This is a genomic window from Pseudomonas sp. P4_C1 (assembly GCF_056402155.1).
Map to the genome: position 1 here is coordinate 1 of NZ_JBFUHY010000086.1, position 19,431 is coordinate 19,431.

The following is a 19,431-nucleotide window of genomic DNA, read 5'->3' on the forward strand; positions in this document are numbered from 1 at the left end:
CGGCCAGCCACGAGCTTGCCGACCTGCAGTCAAAGCTTGAGTCCAAATTCAAGATCAACAAGCTGCGCCGCTTGCTGGTGGAGCTTTCCGAAGATTACGAACGTATTTATATCGATACGCCGCCGTCCCTGAATTTCTACACGTTCAGCGCACTGATCGCCGCCGACCGTGTGCTGATTCCATTCGATTGCGACAGCTTTTCTCGTCAGGCGCTCTACAACGTCATCGCGCAAGTGGCTGAGTTGCAAGCTGACCATAATGAGTCGCTGATCGTGGAAGGTGTGGTGGTCAACCAATTTGTGGCACGTGCCAGCTTGCACCAGATGCTGATCGACGAGTTGGTGGCCGAAGGCTTGCCCGTGTTACCTGATTATTTGAGTAGCTCGGTCAAAATGCGTGAGTCCCATGAAGCGACGGTACCCATGATCCACCTGGCGCCACGCCATAAGCTTTCATTGGAATTTATCAGCCTGTTTTCCGCTTTGGAAAGAGCCGGTTGATCGCAAGAGCAAGGTTGAAACTTCAGCGTCTGACGATGGGATGGCACGCCTTGGTTCCGCATCTGATTCCGTGCGCTGAACATAAAATTGAAATCGAAATGCCAGTACGATAACTCGCGCGCAATCGATAGCTCTTACTTCGAATCAACTCCTGTTTTCTTGGCCGCCTTTGGGACGGCCATTTTTTTGCCTGAGATTTTTGGAAGCAGCATTTTCAGTTTTTGCATTTCGTCCTCGGCTTGTCGAAGTTCGCCGATGGAAGCCTCCGCCCACAGGTGCTCCAGCGGCTTAAGGTCAGGCTCAAGTTTTACCTTGAGGCACCACTGGAAATGGTCATGCCATGATCCCAGTGCCGATTGCACCGCCTTCAAGGATTTCGCCGCCGTCGTCGACAGCGGGGACAATTGTGGGAATGCTTCGGTAAGGTAGCGAGTGCGCTTTACCAAAATTCGTAACTCGTGCCGGTCAAACTGCTCATCGTCCAAAGCGCGATGGAGCTTATCGATTTGCTTGGTCAGCGCCTTGACGATGACCTGTTTCATTACCCTTGAATCATTGCCTGGCTCTGATGCCCTGAATGCAGAAGGCCATTGATCCAAGGCTACGAACAATCCATCCAGCGCGGGATCATTGAGTAATTTTCGATAATCTGTTTTTAAGCGAGAACGCCTGGTGGCCGCCGCTTCAGGCATGCCCTGAAGCTCAAGTTCGCTGGCCATTACTTCCAGATCCCGCGCCGGTGTCGTCAGCCGACCCGCCTCGGTGGCAGCCTCGCGAAGTACGGTCATTTCCTTCAATGAGCGCAATGGCGTTAGCAGACTTCGGATTCGTCTGACGGCGATCCTTAAATCGTGCAAGGCCTCGCTGTCTGTCTCTGCTTCCAGACGACTACGCGCATGGAACAGAACGACCTCAAGACCGAGAATTTCTTTTACGTATGTGTCGATGAATGCCATCAGATTCGCCTGTGACCACGTTTGTAATCAGTACAGAGCGTAGATCTTTATCGGGAGTCGGTGATGCAGATTGTTACTGCCATATTGCTGTAGAGAGTCAAAGTGTATCCATTACAATTTGTTGAATGTATTGGTTGTTGGATTTTACGATGGGCCACAAGATTTCACTGGTACGAGGCTCATAATGCACATCGCCATCCTTACCTTCGAAGGTTTCAACGAACTTGATTCGCTCATCTCGTTCGGCATCCTCAACCGGGTTCAACAGCCTGGTTGGCGAGTGTCTATCGCCAGCCCCACGGACAAGGTGCTGTCGATGAACGGCCTGATGATCGAGGCGCAGATGTCGTTGGAGGACGCATGTGGCGCGGACGCTGTGCTGGTGGGTAGTGGGAGAATGACCCGGGACGTCGTCGCGAATGCCGCGCTGATGTCTCGCCTGAAGCTTGATCCTGCGCGCCAACTCCTGGGCGCCCAGTGCTCGGGCACGCTCATACTTGCAAAGCTGGGCCTGCTGGACGACGTTCCGGCCTGCACGGATCTGATCACCAAGCCTTGGGTTGAGGAGGCTGGCGTGGCAGTGCTCAATCAACCGTTCGTGGCCAAGGGCAATGTCGCAACCGCTGGCGGGTGCTTGTCGTCGCATTATCTGGCCGCCTGGTTCATCTCACGTCTTGCAGGTATCGAGGCCGCACGCAGTGCGCTTCATTACGTTGCCCCAGTGGGGGAGAAGGACATTTACATAACGCGTGCGATGGCGAATATTTCGCGGTTTCTTTAATGCGAGCAGTGACCGTATATGGACTCCTCCTCGTTGGGAAGCTTCCTTCGCTTTGGCGCCCGTGCCGACTGCACACGTATATTCGGCCTCTGACTTCGGCATCGATTCGATGCAGGGCCATGATGGGCTATTCGCGCGTCGGCTCCCAATCGCTTCTACGTGCTTTACGCACCTGGACACTTGAGGGTTTTGCCAGCACCGTATCGCTGAACGATAGCCTCATCAAGCGCTTCTGAAAACACTCCATCTGTGGAGTGCATCAAAGTAACGCGGCTCACTCAAGCGCTAAGCAATTGCGTCTTGAGCCAGCCTAAGCTTGCAACAGTAGTGCTGGAAGGACGGTATTCACACCCGATCCATCCTGCGTAACCACGATGCTCCAGAGTCGCGAACAATTCAGCAAAATTGATTATGCCTGTACCCGGTTCGTGGCGACCTGGGCAGTCCGCAATCTGCACATGGACGGTTCGGTCATAAAACCGAGCCAGAACACCTGCAGCGTCTCCGGTCAAAAGCTGTGCATGGTAAAGGTCGAGAATCAGCCCAATACTCGGGAAGGTCTCCAGCACCCGTTGCGCCTTGCTGAAATCAGACATGTAGTACCCCGGGATTTCCTTTGGGCTGATCACTTCAATCAGGGGCCGCAACCCCTGATCTTCAAAGTATTTGACTGCATATTCCAGGTTGCTCACGAAGCTAGGTGTAGCCTCAACTTGTGCCGTAATCCCAGACATGATGTGCACATTCGAACAATCCAACACCTTTGCATACCGGGCGGCCAAGGCCAAACCTGCACGAAACTCTTCTTCCTTGCCTCGCAGGGCAGCAATGCCTTTGGTGACTCCGGCCGGTGCAGCGAACTGGATCAGAGGAAGAGAGTACTGAGTCAAATGAGCGGCTAAGTTACTGGCGTCAAATTCATAAGGAGAGGGAAACTCCACCGCCCGAAATCCAGCAGCGGCAGCAGCTTCGATACGCTGCAGAAAAGGCAGGTCGTTGAATTGAAAGCCGAGATGAGCATTGAACTTGAGCATTAGGTACACATCCATCTTTGAAAAAAACGAGTCATCTACCTGAACCATCCTTCGCCTTCATAGGATTGGCTTTTACTGCCACGGATTGGCATCTAGGAAAATCCATTTAAGGTCATGACGGCGGTCTCAAGAAGGCGACAATGAAGTAATCGCAAGTATGTTAACGGGCCACCATCATCACGAAAAATATTATGTTGTGATTAATTTCATCACTAATTGTTATGCTTTTGGTTTCGAACCGAGTACGACCGGCATGAATCTCAAAGCATTGATGTGCTGCGTAGAGGTCGCGCGGCAAGGTAGCTTCACCAAAGCTGCGCAAAGCCTGCATATCGCCCAACCAGCACTGAGCATGGCCATCACTCGCTTGGAGGAGGAGTTGGGCGTTACGCTTTTCAACCGCGCGGCACGACAAATCACTGTGACGGCTGAAGGACAAAGCTTTCTTGCACGTGTGGAAGTCGCTTTGCTCGAATTGGACATGGCACGCCAAGAGCTACGGGATATGGCGCATTTGCACAGTGGTGAGATTCGACTCGGCGTGCCTCCAATGTTCGGGATCAATTACATTCCACAGGTGCTCAACGCCTTTGGTAAACGATATCCAGGAATCGTGATGACGGTGATTGAAGGCAGTGCGGATGACATCAGCCAGCGGCTGGAAAGCCGTGACATCGACGTCGCGTTGTTGGAATCTCGTCGAGTCGAGAGCGGATGGGATTCCGTGTTGTTAGGCACCGACGAGATGGTGATGTGCATGAACGATAGCCACCCACTTTCGTGCGAAGCCTTTATCGAGGCCTGGCGTCTGCAAGATGAAAAAATGGTGCTTTTTGACCAAACATTCCTGCAACGCCATCTGTTCGACGCCTTCTGCGAAGCTTCCGGAGCCCGCTACCGAATAGCATTGCAAACCAATTTCGTCTCACTGGTCATCAAGGCAACAATGGATGGAATGGGCGCCTCTACGCTGCTGCGTTCCATTCAACAATGCGTGCCCGGCATGTTGGGTATTCCGTTCAAGCCGGCACAGACCATGAGTTTCAGTTTGTGCTGGCGAGCGAACGAATACTTATCTGTTGCAAACAAGCGGTTTGTTGAGTTTGCTCAAACGACCGGTTTCTTCAGTAAAGACCCCGGCTAAAAGGGATGGATCTGAAATGCCCTAAGCTACTGATATCGGCTGCCGGTCAGAAGGATAAATCCTTACGGCAGCCAAAGGCTTTTGGGCCGTTTTCTGTCTGTCACGACTGAACAGAATCGACTTACTTCCGCTGGTAGCACGTTGAGGGACTCGCCTGGAAAAGTACAGTTTCGAACTCAAGCTGTTGTTCGCGAGAACCGGGCTTGCGAGAAAGACAAGTGATCTTATGTCTGGAAGAATCGGTCGGGACGACACGAGCCAAGGGCCGAGGATGCCTTGTTGTCGACTATCTCCTCGCTGGCAAGACGGCCCACAATCGCCGCCAGAGTGACGCCAGGATGCATTGCGCAAACGTACACTCCGCCGATATCGGGTAGGTAGCCGATGATGGGTATGCCATCGACAGGAATTGGCCTGAGTCCGACACAAGCCAATTGCGGATCAATCGAAGTAATCCCATAGAGTTCGTTCTGGATGGCCCGAGCAGTTCGTAGCGCTATCTCTACTGGCTGGTTTTCCAAGGAGTCTCCCAAATAATCTTCCGCCGCCAGCAGCGTACCGTCGGTGCTTTGCCTTACTTCCATTTGAGGGCTGGAGATGATGGTGTTCACGAGATTGGGTTGTGTCTTGTAGCGGATGAGTATTGCCGCAGAGGCCTCTATTGGAAGGGACATCTTTAACGTCTCAGTCAGCTTCGTGATGCCTGTCCCCGCTGCCAGTACGACAATGTCTGCATCGATGATCCCCGTTACGGTTTCGACTCCCGTCACCTTTGCGTTCTGAGTTGGAAAGCCAAGCACCCGAGTATGCGTAAGAACTTTCGCGCCATGATTCTGGGCTCCTGCGATCAAAGCGTGAGTTGCTGCCACTGCATCCAGTGCGCCTTCTTCAGCTCCATACAAGGCATGTTGAGGGGGATTCTTGAGGTTCGGCTCAAGACCGAGTATCTGGGGGCGAGATACCAGGGTTGCCGAAGGCTGTTTGCCTGAGTCTTGCAGCTCTCTATCCAGGCTCGCGCTGTAAGACAGGGAGCCTGTCCATCGCACTTTCAGACCCGGTAGCTCGGATTGGAGGCGGCGGTATTCCTGGGTGGCGGCGCTACGCAATTCTGCGATTGGATCGGGCCCGCTGTGCGAGGTGTTGATCCAGGCGAATGAGCTTCCGGTCGCCCCGGACGCTATACCTTCAGCCTCGACCAAGACGACATTCGCGCCTTTGCCAGCCAGGTGATACGCCAAGGACGCGCCCACAATGCCTGCGCCAATGACAACAACTCGTTTGCCTGCGCTATTTTCCATAACAGCTTCCGTTCTGTTGACCTGATGAAAGTACTACACCCAGATGATCTCAGGGTTTGTAAACCTGGTCATGGCGGTTGGCTGCGTTGCAGCGTATCCAGAATATTGCCAGGGCATCATCACTGAATCTGCGCAGACATTCGTTGAGGCTGCAACGCTTGATGGAATTCGTCAGGCCGAGCGCCAGTTTGTTGAGCCGCAACAGTTGGCGCGATTACGGAAACACCACGCAGACAATACCCATTGGGTTTTACAGGCATGGGTCGATACCTGGCTTTCCGATGCATTCAGCCACTGGAATCTGGATACCCAGCTTCGCCTAGTTTGCTGTCCCGCACTGGCGTTGCATGGGGATCGAGATGGCCATCGAAGCAGTACGACTAACTGAGGATAGCTGGTGAAGTTTTGCTTACGGCGTCTCACCATTTGTCAGCAAACCGAATCGTTCATCCGTAGAGTTGGCCGTCAATGAAATATGACGGCCTTCAGTTGGGGCTCTTTAGCCTGTAGTCATCCCAGAAGTGCTGCGTCGCTGACGCGCTCTTCACTCATCGGCACCGAAAGGCACCAGGCGAACATCAGCTGTATTGATTTGCCGAACCGTCAGCGGGTTTGGGTTTTCTGGAACAGGTCAACGGGTAAGCAATTGCCAACCATATGAACCACCCCGGCATGACCATCAAGGCAATTCGGGTGTCGGGTCTCAATGCCAGCAGACAGAGAACGAAACCCAGAAACCCCAAGGAAAACCAGGCCATCGGCACGCCGCCAGGCATCTTGTAGATCGATTTCGCATGCAGTTCAGGACGAGTTTTGCGATAGGCAATGTACGACGCGAGAATGGTCGACCAGGTGAAAATCACCAGGATCGCCGACACGGTAGAGACGATGGTGAATGCGGTCATGACTTCTGGAACGATGAACAGCAACAACACGCCCACCAGCATCAACAGTGTGGTGAACGCCAGGCTCAGCAGAGGCACGCTATTGCTCGACAGACGCCGGAAAATCCCCGGAGCGTTGTCCTGATTGGCCAGTCCAAACAGCATGCGACTGGATGAAAATACGCCACTGTTGGCCGATGAGGCGGCGGATGTCAGCACCACAAAGTTGACGATACCGGCTGCTGCGGGAAACCCTGCAACCAGAAACAGCTCGACGAAGGGGCTCTTGTTGGGCGAAACCTGTTGCCAGGAAGTCACTGCAATAATGCAGGCCAGTGCCAGCACATAAAACAGGATGATTCTCAGCGGAATCGAGTTGATGGCTTTAGGCAGGGTCTTTTCGGGGGAGCGCGTTTCGGCGGCTGCGGTGCCGATCAGCTCGGTGCCCGCAAATGAGAAAATCGCCATCTGGAACCCGGCAAAGAAACCGAACAAGCCGTTGGGGAAGGCGGCCTGTTTATCCAGCAAGTGGTTCAGGGATGCGGTGACGCCACTGGGTGATACAAAGGAGCTGGCAATCATCACCATACTGACGCCAATCAGGGTGACGACGGCAATGATCTTGATGATCGCGAACCAGAACTCCACTTCACCGAAGAGCCTGACAGTCAGAACGTTCAAAGCGAACAGTGTCATCAGCATGCCGATCGCCGGTATCCAGGCGGGTACATCGGGGAACCAATACTGAAAAAATCCACCCACCACGACTGCATCACCTATCACTGCAACGCTCCAGCTTAGCCAGTATGACCAGCCGAGAAAGAATGCTGCGCGTGGGCCAAGATAGGCACCGGCAAAATCCGCGAAGGTTTTGAAGTTCAAGTTGGAAAGCAACATTTCGCCCATGGCGCGCATGACGAAGTAGACAAACAGACCGATGATCATATAGATGAGGATGATCGACGTGCCGGAGAGGGCGATGATCTTCCCGGAACCCATAAACAGACCGGTACCGATGGCACCTCCCATGGCCATTAACTGAATGTGACGATTGCTGAGCGTGCGCTGCAGCGCGGGCTGTTCAACCCGCTCGGACGGAGTCGATTTCATTACAAAACCTCTTGATTTTATGTTTTTGAGTTTTGGCAGAAAAGTGGGTGTCTAGCGTTCTTGTTGGAGATGCAACGGCTACTGACGGTGGTGGTTTGCGGGCGGCAGGGTTGGTCGTCCACTCACACGGTGAATAGCCCCTTGGCACTTTGCTCAGAGGCATCACCGATGGCTATCAGCTCACTGTGCGCAGGCGTGAGGGGACGATTGCTGGCGGTTGATCAAGCAGTTGGTATAGGTTTTTTATGTTGGCAGGCGTCGGCACCAGATGGATGCGCTCACCGATGGCATGCTCCCGCGCCAGATCGTGCACGTAGCGCAGCGACGAAAAGTCTTCGAGGGCAAAACCCACCGAATCGAACACGGTGACCTGTGCGTCGTTCTCGCGGCCTGGGACTTCGCCCTGAACAATCCGAAAGAATTCGACGACGGGAGAGTCGGCTTCCAGCTGTTGAATGTCGCCTTCAATCCGGGTTTGCGGTTCGAATTCAACGATGACCCGGGCATTGCGCAGGATGTCGGCGTGCAGTTCGGTTTTCCCTGGGCAGTCACCACCCACGGCATTGATATGCATGCCGGGCTCGATCATCTCGGGCGTCAGAATCGTTGCATAGGCCTTGTCTGCAGTGACAGTGGTGACGATGTGCGCACCCTTGACCGCTTCCTGTACCGAGTTGGCCAGAATCACTTCAATCCCCGGGAATGCGGCCAGGTTGTGCTTCAACTTGAGTGAAGCATCGCGATCGATATCGAAAATGCGGATTTCCTTGATGGACAGCATTTCGTGGAAGGCGAGAGCCTGAAATTCGCTCTGGGCGCCATTGCCGATGATTGCCATGGAGCTTGCACCAGAGCGCGCCAGGGACTGCGCAACCAGGGCGGAGGTAGCAGCAGTGCGCACGGCTGTGGTCAGCGTCAGTTCACTGAGCAAGGTTGGATAGCCACTGTGGACATCGGCCAGGACACCGAAGGCCATGACCGTCAGCAAATTGCTTTGACCGTTGCCTGGGTGACCATTCACGTATTTGAAGGAGTACTGTTGGCCATCGTCGGTGGGCATCAACTCGATCACACCGTCGGCCGAATGATTGGCGGTACGGGGCGACTTATCAAACTGCGCCCAGCGCAAATAGTCCGCTTCGATATAAGTGGCCATTTCGCGGATTGCCCGGCGGATTCCCACCGTGGCGAACAGGCGTGCAGCATGATCGACGTCTATAAAAAGAGTCATGTTTTTATTCTCCGATTCAATAGTTGAAGCGTTGCGATTCAGGGGATGGATGACTCAGGCGCGTTTGCTCTCGTAGCCATGCAGTACGTTGACCGCATTGATCCCGATCTCATCGACCATGTAGCCGCCTTCCATGACGAATAGAGTGGGGCAGCCGACGCTCGCGATCAGCTCTCCGATGCCGATGAAGTCTTCACTTTCCAGCAGGAAGTGACTGATGGGGTCGTCCTTGAACGTGTCGACGCCCAGTGAAATAACCAGCACTTCAGGCCCAAATTGCTGGAGTTTCTTACAGGCGTGGAGCAAGGCGTTGCGATAACTTTCCCAAGTGGTGTTCTTCGGCATCGGATAGTTCAGGTTGTAACCTTCGCCTTGGCCTGTGCCTACTTCGTGGCTGAAGCCTGAGTAGTACGGGTAGGACACCGCCGGTTCGCCGTGAAGCGAGACAAACATGACGTCACTACGCTTGTAGAAAATGTTCTGGGTGCCGTTGCCGTGATGAAAGTCGACGTCCAGTACGGCGACACGTTTGGCACCTTGGGTAATGGCCTGCTGTGCAGCAATGGCGGCGTTGTTGAGATAGCAATAGCCGCCCATGTATTCGCGCGCTGCATGATGGCCGGGCGGTCGGCACAGGGCAAAGGCACTGTCATGGCCTTCATCGATCAGTGCCAGGCCGGTGAGGGCGATGTCTGCACTGGTTTTCACCGCTTGCCAAGTGGTCGCGGTAATCGGGGAGCCGGCGTCCATGGCGTAGAAACCGAGCTTGCCGTCGATGAACGTCGGGACTTGCTCGTTGGACAGGTCACGCACTGGCCATACCAGCGGTAGGGCATCGTGCGTACGCCCGGTCGCGCACCATTCTGACCAGGCGCTTTCCAGAAAGCTGACGTAGCGCTCGCTGTGCGCATTGACGTAGCACGACCGGTCAAATGCTCGCGGTTCGATGATCTGGCCAAGGCCTACCTGCTGGACACGCTTATGGACGGTATCGGCCCGACTGGGCTGTTCGAACGATGGCTTGAGCACGCCGTCTTTCAATTCGGTGCCGTGGTGCAAGCGGTGGGAATCACTGAAAACTGTAAACATTCTGCGCATCCGTTAATGTGAGCCAGTGCAAATATTCTGTTCCGGCCGGGATGCGCTTTCTTTGCTTTGTTTTCGTGGTTTAGTAGATTATTCGGGCGTTTTTACTCTGGAATGGCGTCATGCAGAAAAAATTATCCAAACGCATCAGCCTCGACGATACCGACTTGGCAATCCTCGCATTGCTGCAGGAGGATGCGAGTATTTCCAACGCTGAGCTCAGTGAGCGCTTGTCGTTAAGCCTGACACCTTGCTGGAGGCGGCGTAAGAGAATGGAGGAGGCGGGCGTGATCAAGGGCTATCAGGCGAACCTTGATCGACGAATGCTGGGGCTGGATATCATGGCGTTCGTGCACATCCGTTTTTCCACCCACGCCGATCACGCTCCCGACGCCTTCGAGGCGGTGATTGCGCAATTGCCCGAAGTGTTGTCCTGTCACAAGATCACCGGGGATGCCGATTACGTGCTGCAAGTGTTGGCAGAGGATCTTGATAGCTACAGTGACTTTATCGAGCAGGTGCTCAGGCGTCAGGTGGGTATTGCGTCCATCCAGTCCAGTCTGGCTTTACGCGAGGTCAAGACCAGTAGCCGTATAGCGATACCCAAGTCGAGCAAGGAGTGAATGGGCAGGGGTTAGATCACCTYGTGAAACACTGTCTTTGACGTAGCTCCGTTGTTATCAACCGACACACTGTTGCTTGCTCAGTGACTGAGGCTTGTCCGTGTTTTCACGGGCAAGCTGAATGCACTTCAATGCCAAAATGGTTGTCGGGTCGACCAATGCAACCTCATGATTTTTGATCATGCAGGATTCGCTATGCTCGAGCACCAGGGGTAGCTCTGTGCACCCCAGGATGAGCACATCGGCACCCAGTTCACACAGGTGCTCTGCAGCGATCAAGACGTAAATCGACTCCATCACCAACGCCTGGTAATCCACACCTGGGGTGATTATTTGCAACCCGGTTCGCTACAGAAGCCGGTCGCAATCGCGATATCGGTGATCGGCCGATTGCTCTGCAGAATAAGCTGTCGCGCTGAAGCGCTGAAAGGCGATGCTGGGCACGGTTCAGCAACCGTTCAATCGTGGCAGACCAAGTGATTTCGGATTGAATACAAACTAGGGCCCTCGCGGGTGCTTTTTATTGCCCGGAATTTATTCGGAGCCAATTTTTACTTGATCACTTATAAGCTGGGCAAGTATCCGCACCGGTTCGGTAAAGCTCTGTCGAGACCTGTGTACGAGCCCGATATCACGGTGGAAGGTGTGCTGTCCGAGATCGAGCGCTCGTACACCTACGGGCCATTCCTGATGGGTTGCTGTCTGCGGCACCAGCGCTACACCAACGCCATTGGCCACTAGCTTGATGATCGCCTCTAGTTCATCCAGCTCGCAAACCTCCCGCAAGGTGAAATGCATGTGCCGAAGGAAGCGATCCACCTGCCTGCCCCCGAATGATGATCGGTCATACCGAATGAACGGTTCGCTGGAAAGTAGTGCTGACCAATCTTCTCCTGGCAGTTCACGCGGAACGATCAGCCGGTAGGGCTCAAGCGCCAAGGTCGTCCAGCGTAGATCGCTCTGAAGAGAGAAGGGCGGGCGAATAATTGCCGCCATGTCGATTTCGCCGGCATCCACGAGGTTGACCAACTCCATCGATAGCCCCGGGATTACGCGGGTTCGGCATTGAGGGCATTGTTGGTGAAACTTGGCTAGTGCATCTGGAAGATAGGAGCGCTGTACGGAAGCGATAGCACCGATGTTCACCAGAACGCTCGCAGGAAGTCCGACCGTGGTGGAGCCCAGATTGTCGTAAAGCCGAAGCAGCTCTTGCGCTTGCAGGAGTATTTGATGGCCCATCCTGTTTAGGTGGGCTGAGCGTCCCTTCCTGTCGAATATCTCAAAGCCGAGCTCGGCCTCCAGACGCTGAATCTGGGCGCTCACCGCTGCTTGGGTGAGGCCGATTTTATTCCCGGCAGCGGCAAACGTACCTTCCCGTGCAACGGCGATGAGTGTTTTGAGTTCTTTAATCATTCACAAATATTAATTGTGTTTCTAAGAAAATTATATTGATTTTTTTACTTTGTTGGCCGCCCTACGATGTGTCTATCCCCCGGCAACTGCCCGAGCCTATAAGCCGATGTCGGYGGGACGGCGGAACTTGAAGCGTCGCGAAAAACCAACGGCCAGCATTCATACGCTCCGTCCTTCACCAACAAAAAAACTGTATTGGAGTTCTGATGAGCCTCTCGCCTTTCCACCTCGCAATCCCCGTTTACAACCTCGCTGGCGCACGCACATTTTACGGCGATGTGTTCGGCCTGGAAGAAGGTCGCTCCAGCAACCAGTGGGTCGACTTCAACTTTTATGGCCACCAACTGGTTATTCACGAACACCCCAAAACCGCTTCCCAGGAAAGCGTCCATAGCAACCCGGTAGACGGCCACGACGTACCTGTTCCGCACTTCGGCATCATCCTGGGCTGGGAGGAATGGGAAGCGCTGGCCGAGCGCTTGAAGTCTTTCGGCACGGAGTTTGTGATCGAACCCTACATTCGTTTCAAAGGGCAGGTCGGCGAGCAAGCCACCATGTTCTTGTTCGACCCGTGCGGTAACGCCCTTGAATTCAAGGCGTTCAAGGATATGAGCCAGCTCTTCGCAAAATAAGAAAAGTGTTGGCACAACAGCGTTGTGCCATTTGAACTCAAGTGAGCTGGAAGCTCATGACTCTAGCAACTGCCAGTTAACGCAGTCCTTTCATTCCAACAAGAAGGCTAGACATGAAACGTATTCCCTTGGTGTGGCAAATCATTGCCGGGCTGTTGCTTGGTGTGCTCGTCGGTTGGTATTTCAATACCCATCCGCAGTATCAATCTTGGGTCAGTGCAGAAATTCTGAAACCGCTTGGCGATATCTTCATCAAGATGATGAAGATGGTCGTCGTACCGATCGTGTTCTGTTGCATGATCCTGGGCATCGCGGGAGGCGGAGATAACAAGTCATTTGGTCGTATGGGCGCAAAGTCGCTGGGCTATTTCTTTGCGATCACCGGCTTGGCGATTGTGATGGGTCTTTGTTTCGCGAACATCTTCGAGCCTGGCACAGGGACTGATATTTCCGGTATTACGCATAGCGCTGCGTCCATCACGATGGAGCCTTCGAAGGGCGCTCTCGTGATTGTGCAGAACATCGTCCCGGACAACGTATTTGTGGCAATGTCCGAAGCCAAGCTGTTGTCGGTGCTGTTCTTCGCCGTGTTGTTCGGCATGGCATTGAACTCGCTGCCCAGGGAGAAGAGCGCGCCAGTGGTCGCCGTGGTTCAGGGTATTTCCGATGCGATGTTCAAAGTCGTCTCAATCGTCATGGCGTACGCTCCGATAGGCGTATTTGGCATGATCGGCGCTACCGTTGCGACCTTTGGCTTTGCCTCGCTATTGCCCTTGCTCAAGCTGATTGGTGTGGTCTACCTGGCGCTGATTGTCTTTGCGTTGGTGGTACTCGGCGGTATTTGCTATCTGATCGGCGAGAACATTTTCAAGCTGATCAAGTATTTCCGAAATGAGCTGATCCTTGCGTTCTCGAGTGCCGCATCGGCAGCGGTTATGCCGCAGTTGATGACCAAGCTGGAAAGCTATGGCGTTCCGCGCCGCATCGTCAGTTTTGTGGTTCCGGTCGGTTATGCATTCAACTTGGATGGCGCGTCGATTTTCCTTGGGGTGGCTACGATTTTTGTCGCTCAACTCTATGGTATCGACCTGTCGCTTTCTCAGCAGATTCTGCTGGTGGTCACAATGGTGCTGACCTCCAAAGGTGCTGCCGGGGTACCTGGATTTGCCATCATTATTTTGTCTGCGACGTTGGCGTCTGCCGGTCTTCCATTGGAAGGGGTAGCGCTTATTGCGGGGATCTTTAGGATTATTGATAGCGGCACAACCACGTTGAACGTGCTGGGTAATGCGATCGCACCATTGGTTATCGCCAAATGGGAGAAGGCGGCCCTTGAGCCTTCACGAATCGAACGCGTAGCACAGAAAGCATAGTTACTCATGAGGAGTCATCGGCTATCAAAAGTCTATGGCTCTTCCTGTTTTCGCCATTCAACAATAAATGTTTATGTCTGTTCTCTTTGCCGGGTTCTGAGCTGTGCAGTTAGATTTTTTCTTAACTGTATCAATTCGGATTTCCGCGTTTTGCTGCCGATTATTAATAAAAAAATAAGGTGCTTTATGCGCAAAGAATTCTTTCCCGATTCACACCGTAAGTTTGCTTTGTTGTGTGCGGTTTTACTTGCCAGCTTCCTGACCGTGGGAAATGCTCAGGCCGCTTCAGGCAATACTGTTAAATCGCATCTGTTGACCCATTCTGCCGTGGCAGTACCTGATCGTTATGCGGCTGAAACCGCCAAAGCCATCTTTGCCAAAGGTGGCAACGCCGTCGATGCGGCGGTGGCCATTGCATTCACGCTAGCTGTTACCTATCCGGAAGCGGGGAACATTGGCGGTGGTGGATTCATGACGATCTATCACGAGGGCAAACCTTACTTCCTTGACTACCGCGAGCGGGCACCGATCAAGGCGACCAGGGACATGTTCGTCGCCGGCAATGGTCAAGTGATCCCTGCTGATAGCACCCAAAGCAGCGTGCTTGGCTACAAGGCCGTGGGCGTCCCAGGTACGGTCGCCGGTCTGTGGGAAGCCCATCAGCGTCTTGGCAAGCTCAGCTGGCAGGCGCTGGTCGAGCCGGCAATCCACTATGCAGATGCAGGCTTTCGAGTTGATGAAATGCTAGCCGGTTTGGCGGCAACGGAAAATAAGCAGCGATTCGCTGGAAAAACCAATTTCTCTGAGCATTTTGGTGCGTTGCAGTCAGGCATGCTTTTTAAGCAGCCTGAACTGGCAGCAGTATTGAAACGAATCGCGAAGCACGGCACTGCAGGTTTTTATTCCGGCAAGACTGCCGAACTGATCGTTAATGATATGAGGGAACATGGCGGACTTATCAGCGAAGCCGACCTGCGGAACTACAAGGCCATTTGGCGAGAGCCGATACAGGCAAACTGGAATGGTTTCCAGGTGGTGACCGCGCCACCGCCCAGCTCCGGTGGGATCGCTCTGGTTCAGCTATTGAAGATGAAAGAAGCGCGCAACGCGGATTTTAGTGGCGTGCCGCTGAACTCGCCAGAGTACATTCATCTCGTAGCAGAAATCGAAAAGCGAGTGTTTGCCGACCGAGCGCAGTACCTGGGCGATCCCGATTTCTACAAGGTTCCGGTAAGACAGTTGGTGGATGAGAATTACCTAATGCGGCGGGCGGCGGAAGTGAATGTTTCGGCCACCTCAGACACCAGTAAAGTAGTCGCAGGTTTGAACATTACCTTCCCGGAAAAACCGGAAACGACGCATTTTTCGATTGTCGACAAATGGGGGAACGCGGTATCCAACACCTACACATTGAATGGCTTCTTCGGGTCTGGAGTGGTTGCCGGTAAAACCGGAATACTGCTCAACGATGAGATGGATGACTTCTCTGCCCTTGCCGGAGTGCCCAACCAGTTGGGGGTTGTCGGTAATGACACCAACGCGATTGAGCCCGGAAAGAGACCACTTTCCTCGATGTCTCCGACCATTTTTCTGAAGGACGGGAAGGTCGCGTTAGTCATCGGCACGCCGGGTGGCCCTAGAATTTTTACATCGATCTTTCAAGTGGTGAGCAATATCTATGACTTCAAATTGCCGCTAAAGGATGCTGTTAGCGCGATGCGCTTTCATCATCAATTGCTGCCGGCAAATACCATTTTTTGGGAGCCTTACTCTCCGATCACGGGGCAGTTAGCCAGGGATCTCGACGCCAAGGGCTACAATCTCGTCAACCAGGGTTTCAATGGTGATATTCAGGCGATCAAGGTGAATGGCGGTATCCCGGAACCGGTGACAGACCCGAGGGGCAGGGGAGTAACGATGCTGGTCAAATAATTCGTCATTTCCAAACAAATAATTCGATCTGAGCAACAGTTTCCGTTTCCATCGTCGGGCACTGAGGTGAGGCTTGGTGATTTGAGGGATGGAAGAAAGCTAGATCGGGAAAACGTCTATAGACGACCGGTCTAGTTTTCTGTGGGCTATCCACCCTATGAAGAAACCTATTCAAGACATGCGGCAGCACATCATTGATGTAGCGAAGTCGCTGATGACCCATAAAGGTTACTGAGTTTGTTCCTTTGAAGGCTTCGCCTATCTCAAAGATTTGCTGACGCGGCTGCCGACGCAGCAAGCGAATGAGATCGTCCAACTGCTGCCTCATTAATGTGAGCCAGCCCATCAAACACAAAGTCATTGAGGCAATAGAATCTAAAACTAGGCCAGAGATTCAAACTGATCGTCATCGACCGCAGAGCGCCTGAACTCTAAGATCGTACTCTCATGCGCCGCTCCCCATTCCCGCATCGCACTGACCAAAGGCGCAAGTGTGTTGCCTAATTCTGTGAGCGAATACTCCACCTTGGGCGGCACTTCGCGATAGATTTCGCGATGGATAACTCTGTCTGTCTCCAGCTCTCTCAACTGAAGGGTGAGCATCCTCTGAGTCACATCCGGAATTAACCGGCGCAACTCGTTGAACCGCTTTGTTCCGGACATCAGGTGGAACAGTATGAGCGATTTCCATTTCCCGCCGATCACATCAACGGTAAACGCGACGGGGCAAGCAAACGCTTCAACTTCTCCCTGAGGAGCGCATTTCTTCACTGGGTATCTCCATGGTATAAAAAATGTGCCTACAGCACAAAATTGTGCGTACTTACGTAAAGATGCTGTGGACGTTAGCATGATTCCATATTAACCACTATGGAATCCGCCAGATGAGCTTGTTGCTATCCCCCCATGAAATTAAAGGCCTGAAACTGAAAAACCGGGTCGTTATGTCCCCTATGTGCATGCACATGGCCGCTGATGATGGCTTTGTCACTGACTGGCACCGAGTTCATTATGGTGCTCGAGCTTTAGGTCAGGCGGGGCTGATTTTTCCAGAAACGCTGGCTATCGAGGCTGATGGTCGTATAGGGGCCGGTGACTTGGGTATCTGGAGCGATGAGCATATTGGCGGCCTGAAGGCGCTGACTGAACTGCTCCACGGCTTTGGGGCAAAAGCTGGCGCTCAAATTGGCCATGCCGGGCGCAATGCCGATTTGCCTAATCTCATTCATATCGCTCCGTCGGCGATTCCCTTCACGGATACCAGCCTTGTTCCCCGCGAACTCGCAGCTGATGAGATTCCGGGTTTGGTAAAGCTATATGGCGATGCCGCACGGCGCGCCCGCGAAGCGGGATTCGATGTGCTCGAGATCCACGCCGCGCATGGCTACTTGCTTAGTGAGTTTCTCTCGCCACTAGCCAACATGCGCGACGACGAATATGGAGGTGATGCCAAGCGTCGCTATCGCTTCCTGCGCGAAGTTTTGGAAGAGGTTAAAACTCACTGGGAAGATCGTCCTCTGTTCGTACGGATATCCAGCTCTGATTACGCCGAAGGCGGAAACACGCCTGAGTCGTTCCTTGAATATGGTCGCTGGATGAAAGAGCAGGGTGTTGACCTGATCGACTGCAGCTCCGGCGGAATCAAGATGGTCAAGGTGCAGACCTACCCGGGGTACCAGGTACCGGCCGCTGAATTACTGCGTAAGGAGTTGCATATTGCTACAGGTGCTGTGGGTGTGATTCAGAGTGGGCGTCAAGCCGAAGAAATCTTGCAAAACGGCCGCGCTGATCTGGTGTTTGTAGGGCGACAAATGCTGCGCGATCCATTCTGGGTGCGCACCGCAGCAGATGATCTGAGGGAAGTCATAGAGATTCCTGAGGCCTACACACGTTATGGATCTGTCTGGCTTGATACCAAAGCCTGAAGCTTTTCTGCGTAAATCAAATCAGTGATCAATAGCAATCCAATGAAGCAGGGTAAACACATGAGCGAACCGACTTACGTACAAGAACACCAAGCCATCACCGAGGTGCTGAACAAGTACATTGAGGGTTGCAAACACGCCAAAAGCAGCATCATGAAGCCAGCTTTCAGTGAGCAAGCAACGATGTTTAGCGTCGATGGCGACGGTAAGCTGACCGGCGGCGCGATTCCAATCCTGTTCGATGGGATCGACAAGGGTTTCCGCCCATCTCCTGACGCACCGGCAGCTATAGTCCGCATCGAGGTCGTCGGTACGGCGGCTAGCGCGCGCATTGACGCCAACGACATGTCAGGCATTTCGTTCACCGACTTTTTCCATCTGTTGAAAGTCGATGGCAAGTGGACGGTCGTCAGCAAGATCTTTCATACCCACGTCGCGCCTTGACCCTCTGTCGTCCTTGAGTCTGCGGTAGTTGAGGCTTCCCAGCACTCAGACATAATAATGGAAACGTCATGAAAACCCTTACATCTGCTCTCGCTCTTACGGTCGTTACTCTTGCGCCCGGTACTGCCTCCGCCACCACATACCCGGGAGTTGAGCACAACACGGCGAAACTCTTGCAATCGCTTGAAGGTGGCAAGACTCTCGATTCCATGACGCCGGTCGATGCCCGTGCCGCGCTGGCGGGTGCCCAGGCGGCCCCCCAAGTGGCGTTGCCGGCAGCTGATGTCAGCGAGATGACAATACGCGTCAACGGCAGCGATCTGAAGTTGACTATCGTGCGTCCGGTCGGTAGCCAACGGAAGACGCTGCCCGCGTTCATGTATTTCCACGGCGGCGGCTGGGTGTTGGGCGACTTCCCGACCCACGAACGACTGGTGCGTGACCTGGTGGTAGGCTCGGGTGCGGTGGCGGTCTTCGTCAACTACAGCCTCTCGCCAGAGGCGGCATATGGCGTCGCCACCGAGCAAGCCTATGCCGCGACAAAATGGGTCGCCGAACATGGCGAAGATATTAAGGTAGACGGCACTCGCCTCGCCGTGGCCGGCAACAGCGCAGGCGGAAACATTGCCGCCGTAGTTGCCCTGATGGCGAACGAGAAGGGTGGGCCCACACTGCGTTCGCAAGTGTTGCTGTGTCCGGTGACAGATGCCAATTTCGACACGCCGTCGTACAAGGAATTTGCCAACGGCTATTTCCTGACGAAGGACTTGATGGTGTGGTTCTGGGACAACTACACACACGACGCCGAGGCACGCAAACAGATTTACGCTTCTCCACTGCAGGCCACTACCGAGCAGCTGAAGGGCTTGCCGCCGACGCTGATCCAGACTGCCGAATTCGATGTCCTGCGCGATGAAGCTGAAGCTTACGGCCGCAAGCTCGACGCTGCGGGTGTACCTGTGAAGTCGGTACGCTACAACGGCATGATTCACGATTTTGGGCTGTCGAACGCATTCAGCCATCTGCCGACGCCCCGCACCGCGATCGAGCAGGCATCTCAAGAAC

General features: G+C 53.8%; 19 protein-coding genes and 3 pseudogenes. 13 read left to right on the plus strand and 9 right to left on the minus strand.

Annotation, left to right across the window (positions count from 1 at the left end; all coding sequences use genetic code 11):
• On the plus strand, nt 1-500 hold a 500-nt coding region (locus tag AC1DU9_RS26300; RefSeq protein ID WP_477811015.1), incomplete at its 5' end, for a ParA family protein.
• 134 nt (nt 501-634) lie between these two features.
• On the opposite strand, the gene AC1DU9_RS26305 is transcribed toward AC1DU9_RS26300, so the two are convergent.
• Nucleotides 635-1,456: a CHAD domain-containing protein gene (locus AC1DU9_RS26305; RefSeq protein WP_457266221.1), complete on the minus strand. Its 822-nt coding sequence runs from the start codon at nt 1,454-1,456 to the stop codon at nt 635-637.
• A 184-nt stretch (nt 1,457-1,640) separates the two neighbouring features.
• Between AC1DU9_RS26305 and AC1DU9_RS26310 the strand changes: the two genes are divergently transcribed.
• Nucleotides 1,641-2,237, plus strand: coding sequence for a DJ-1/PfpI family protein (locus AC1DU9_RS26310; protein ID WP_457266222.1), 597 nt, complete (start codon nt 1,641-1,643; stop codon nt 2,235-2,237).
• Nucleotides 2,238-2,515: 278 nt separating this feature from the next.
• Here AC1DU9_RS26310 and AC1DU9_RS26315 read toward each other — a convergent pair whose 3' ends face one another.
• Nucleotides 2,516-3,271, minus strand: coding sequence for a hydroxypyruvate isomerase family protein (locus tag AC1DU9_RS26315; protein ID WP_457266223.1), 756 nt, complete (start codon nt 3,269-3,271; stop codon nt 2,516-2,518).
• A 253-nt stretch (nt 3,272-3,524) separates the two neighbouring features.
• On the opposite strand from AC1DU9_RS26315, the gene AC1DU9_RS26320 reads away from it, so the two are divergent.
• Nucleotides 3,525-4,415: a LysR family transcriptional regulator gene (locus tag AC1DU9_RS26320; RefSeq protein WP_223462266.1), complete on the plus strand. Its 891-nt coding sequence runs from the start codon at nt 3,525-3,527 to the stop codon at nt 4,413-4,415.
• Between the two features lie 224 nt (nt 4,416-4,639).
• Here AC1DU9_RS26320 and AC1DU9_RS26325 read toward each other — a convergent pair whose 3' ends face one another.
• A complete protein-coding gene (locus AC1DU9_RS26325) occupies nt 4,640-5,713 on the minus strand; it encodes an NAD(P)/FAD-dependent oxidoreductase (protein WP_457266224.1) in 1,074 nt (357 codons plus the stop codon).
• A 43-nt stretch (nt 5,714-5,756) separates the two neighbouring features.
• Between AC1DU9_RS26325 and AC1DU9_RS26330 the strand changes: the two genes are divergently transcribed.
• The gene (locus AC1DU9_RS26330) at nt 5,757-6,101 is read left to right on the plus strand and encodes a hypothetical protein (protein ID WP_457266225.1); all 345 of its coding nucleotides are present in this window, start codon (nt 5,757-5,759) and stop codon (nt 6,099-6,101) included.
• Nucleotides 6,102-6,291: 190 nt separating this feature from the next.
• On the opposite strand, the gene AC1DU9_RS26335 is transcribed toward AC1DU9_RS26330, so the two are convergent.
• The 3 genes from AC1DU9_RS26335 to AC1DU9_RS26345 form a co-directional block, all read right to left on the minus strand.
• Nucleotides 6,292-7,707: an amino acid permease gene (locus AC1DU9_RS26335; protein ID WP_457266226.1), complete on the minus strand. Its 1,416-nt coding sequence runs from the start codon at nt 7,705-7,707 to the stop codon at nt 6,292-6,294.
• Between the two features lie 175 nt (nt 7,708-7,882).
• Nucleotides 7,883-8,938 (minus strand): ornithine cyclodeaminase, encoded by a 1,056-nt coding sequence (locus AC1DU9_RS26340; protein ID WP_223462269.1) that lies wholly within the window; start codon nt 8,936-8,938, stop codon nt 7,883-7,885.
• A 54-nt stretch (nt 8,939-8,992) separates the two neighbouring features.
• Nucleotides 8,993-10,027 carry a histone deacetylase family protein gene (locus AC1DU9_RS26345; RefSeq protein ID WP_223462270.1) on the minus strand — a complete coding sequence of 345 codons (1,035 nt, stop codon included), beginning with the start codon at nt 10,025-10,027 and terminating at the stop codon, nt 8,993-8,995.
• Nucleotides 10,028-10,146: 119 nt separating this feature from the next.
• Between AC1DU9_RS26345 and AC1DU9_RS26350 the strand changes: the two genes are divergently transcribed.
• Nucleotides 10,147-10,647, plus strand: coding sequence for an Lrp/AsnC family transcriptional regulator (locus AC1DU9_RS26350; RefSeq protein ID WP_056724899.1), 501 nt, complete (start codon nt 10,147-10,149; stop codon nt 10,645-10,647).
• 57 nt (nt 10,648-10,704) lie between these two features.
• Here AC1DU9_RS26350 and AC1DU9_RS26355 read toward each other — a convergent pair.
• Both AC1DU9_RS26355 and AC1DU9_RS26360 read right to left on the minus strand, forming a co-directional pair.
• Nucleotides 10,705-10,995 (minus strand): annotated as a pseudogene (locus AC1DU9_RS26355) (cysteate racemase); the annotation flags it as partial.
• A 186-nt stretch (nt 10,996-11,181) separates the two neighbouring features.
• The gene (locus tag AC1DU9_RS26360; RefSeq protein WP_223462271.1) at nt 11,182-12,060 is read right to left on the minus strand and encodes a LysR family transcriptional regulator; all 879 of its coding nucleotides are present in this window, start codon (nt 12,058-12,060) and stop codon (nt 11,182-11,184) included.
• Nucleotides 12,061-12,266: 206 nt separating this feature from the next.
• On the opposite strand from AC1DU9_RS26360, the gene AC1DU9_RS26365 reads away from it, so the two are divergent.
• From AC1DU9_RS26365 to AC1DU9_RS26385, 5 genes and pseudogenes are all read left to right on the plus strand, one after another.
• Nucleotides 12,267-12,692, plus strand: coding sequence for a VOC family protein (locus AC1DU9_RS26365; protein ID WP_223462272.1), 426 nt, complete (start codon nt 12,267-12,269; stop codon nt 12,690-12,692).
• Nucleotides 12,693-12,805: 113 nt separating this feature from the next.
• Nucleotides 12,806-14,065: a cation:dicarboxylate symporter family transporter gene (locus tag AC1DU9_RS26370; RefSeq protein ID WP_457266365.1), complete on the plus strand. Its 1,260-nt coding sequence runs from the start codon at nt 12,806-12,808 to the stop codon at nt 14,063-14,065.
• A gap of 186 nt (nt 14,066-14,251) precedes the next feature.
• Nucleotides 14,252-15,997, plus strand: a complete 1,746-nt coding sequence (gene ggt, locus AC1DU9_RS26375; protein WP_477811016.1) for a gamma-glutamyltransferase — start codon at nt 14,252-14,254, stop codon at nt 15,995-15,997.
• Nucleotides 15,998-16,154: 157 nt separating this feature from the next.
• Nucleotides 16,155-16,229, plus strand: a pseudogene (locus tag AC1DU9_RS26380) (TetR/AcrR family transcriptional regulator); the annotation flags it as partial.
• A gap of 21 nt (nt 16,230-16,250) precedes the next feature.
• A pseudogene (locus AC1DU9_RS26385) lies at nt 16,251-16,328 on the plus strand (transposase domain-containing protein); the annotation flags it as partial.
• A 50-nt stretch (nt 16,329-16,378) separates the two neighbouring features.
• Here AC1DU9_RS26385 and AC1DU9_RS26390 read toward each other — a convergent pair.
• Nucleotides 16,379-16,768, minus strand: a complete 390-nt coding sequence (locus AC1DU9_RS26390) for a winged helix-turn-helix transcriptional regulator (protein ID WP_223462275.1) — start codon at nt 16,766-16,768, stop codon at nt 16,379-16,381.
• A gap of 113 nt (nt 16,769-16,881) precedes the next feature.
• On the opposite strand from AC1DU9_RS26390, the gene namA reads away from it, so the two are divergent.
• The 3 genes from namA to AC1DU9_RS26405 all read left to right on the plus strand — a co-directional run.
• Nucleotides 16,882-17,922 carry an NADPH dehydrogenase NamA gene (gene namA, locus AC1DU9_RS26395; RefSeq protein WP_457266363.1) on the plus strand — a complete coding sequence of 347 codons (1,041 nt, stop codon included), beginning with the start codon at nt 16,882-16,884 and terminating at the stop codon, nt 17,920-17,922.
• Nucleotides 17,923-17,982: 60 nt separating this feature from the next.
• Nucleotides 17,983-18,366, plus strand: coding sequence for a nuclear transport factor 2 family protein (locus AC1DU9_RS26400; protein WP_223462277.1), 384 nt, complete (start codon nt 17,983-17,985; stop codon nt 18,364-18,366).
• A 68-nt stretch (nt 18,367-18,434) separates the two neighbouring features.
• Nucleotides 18,435-19,431 (plus strand): alpha/beta hydrolase (locus AC1DU9_RS26405; RefSeq protein WP_477811017.1); only part of this gene is annotated, 997 nt, incomplete at its 3' end.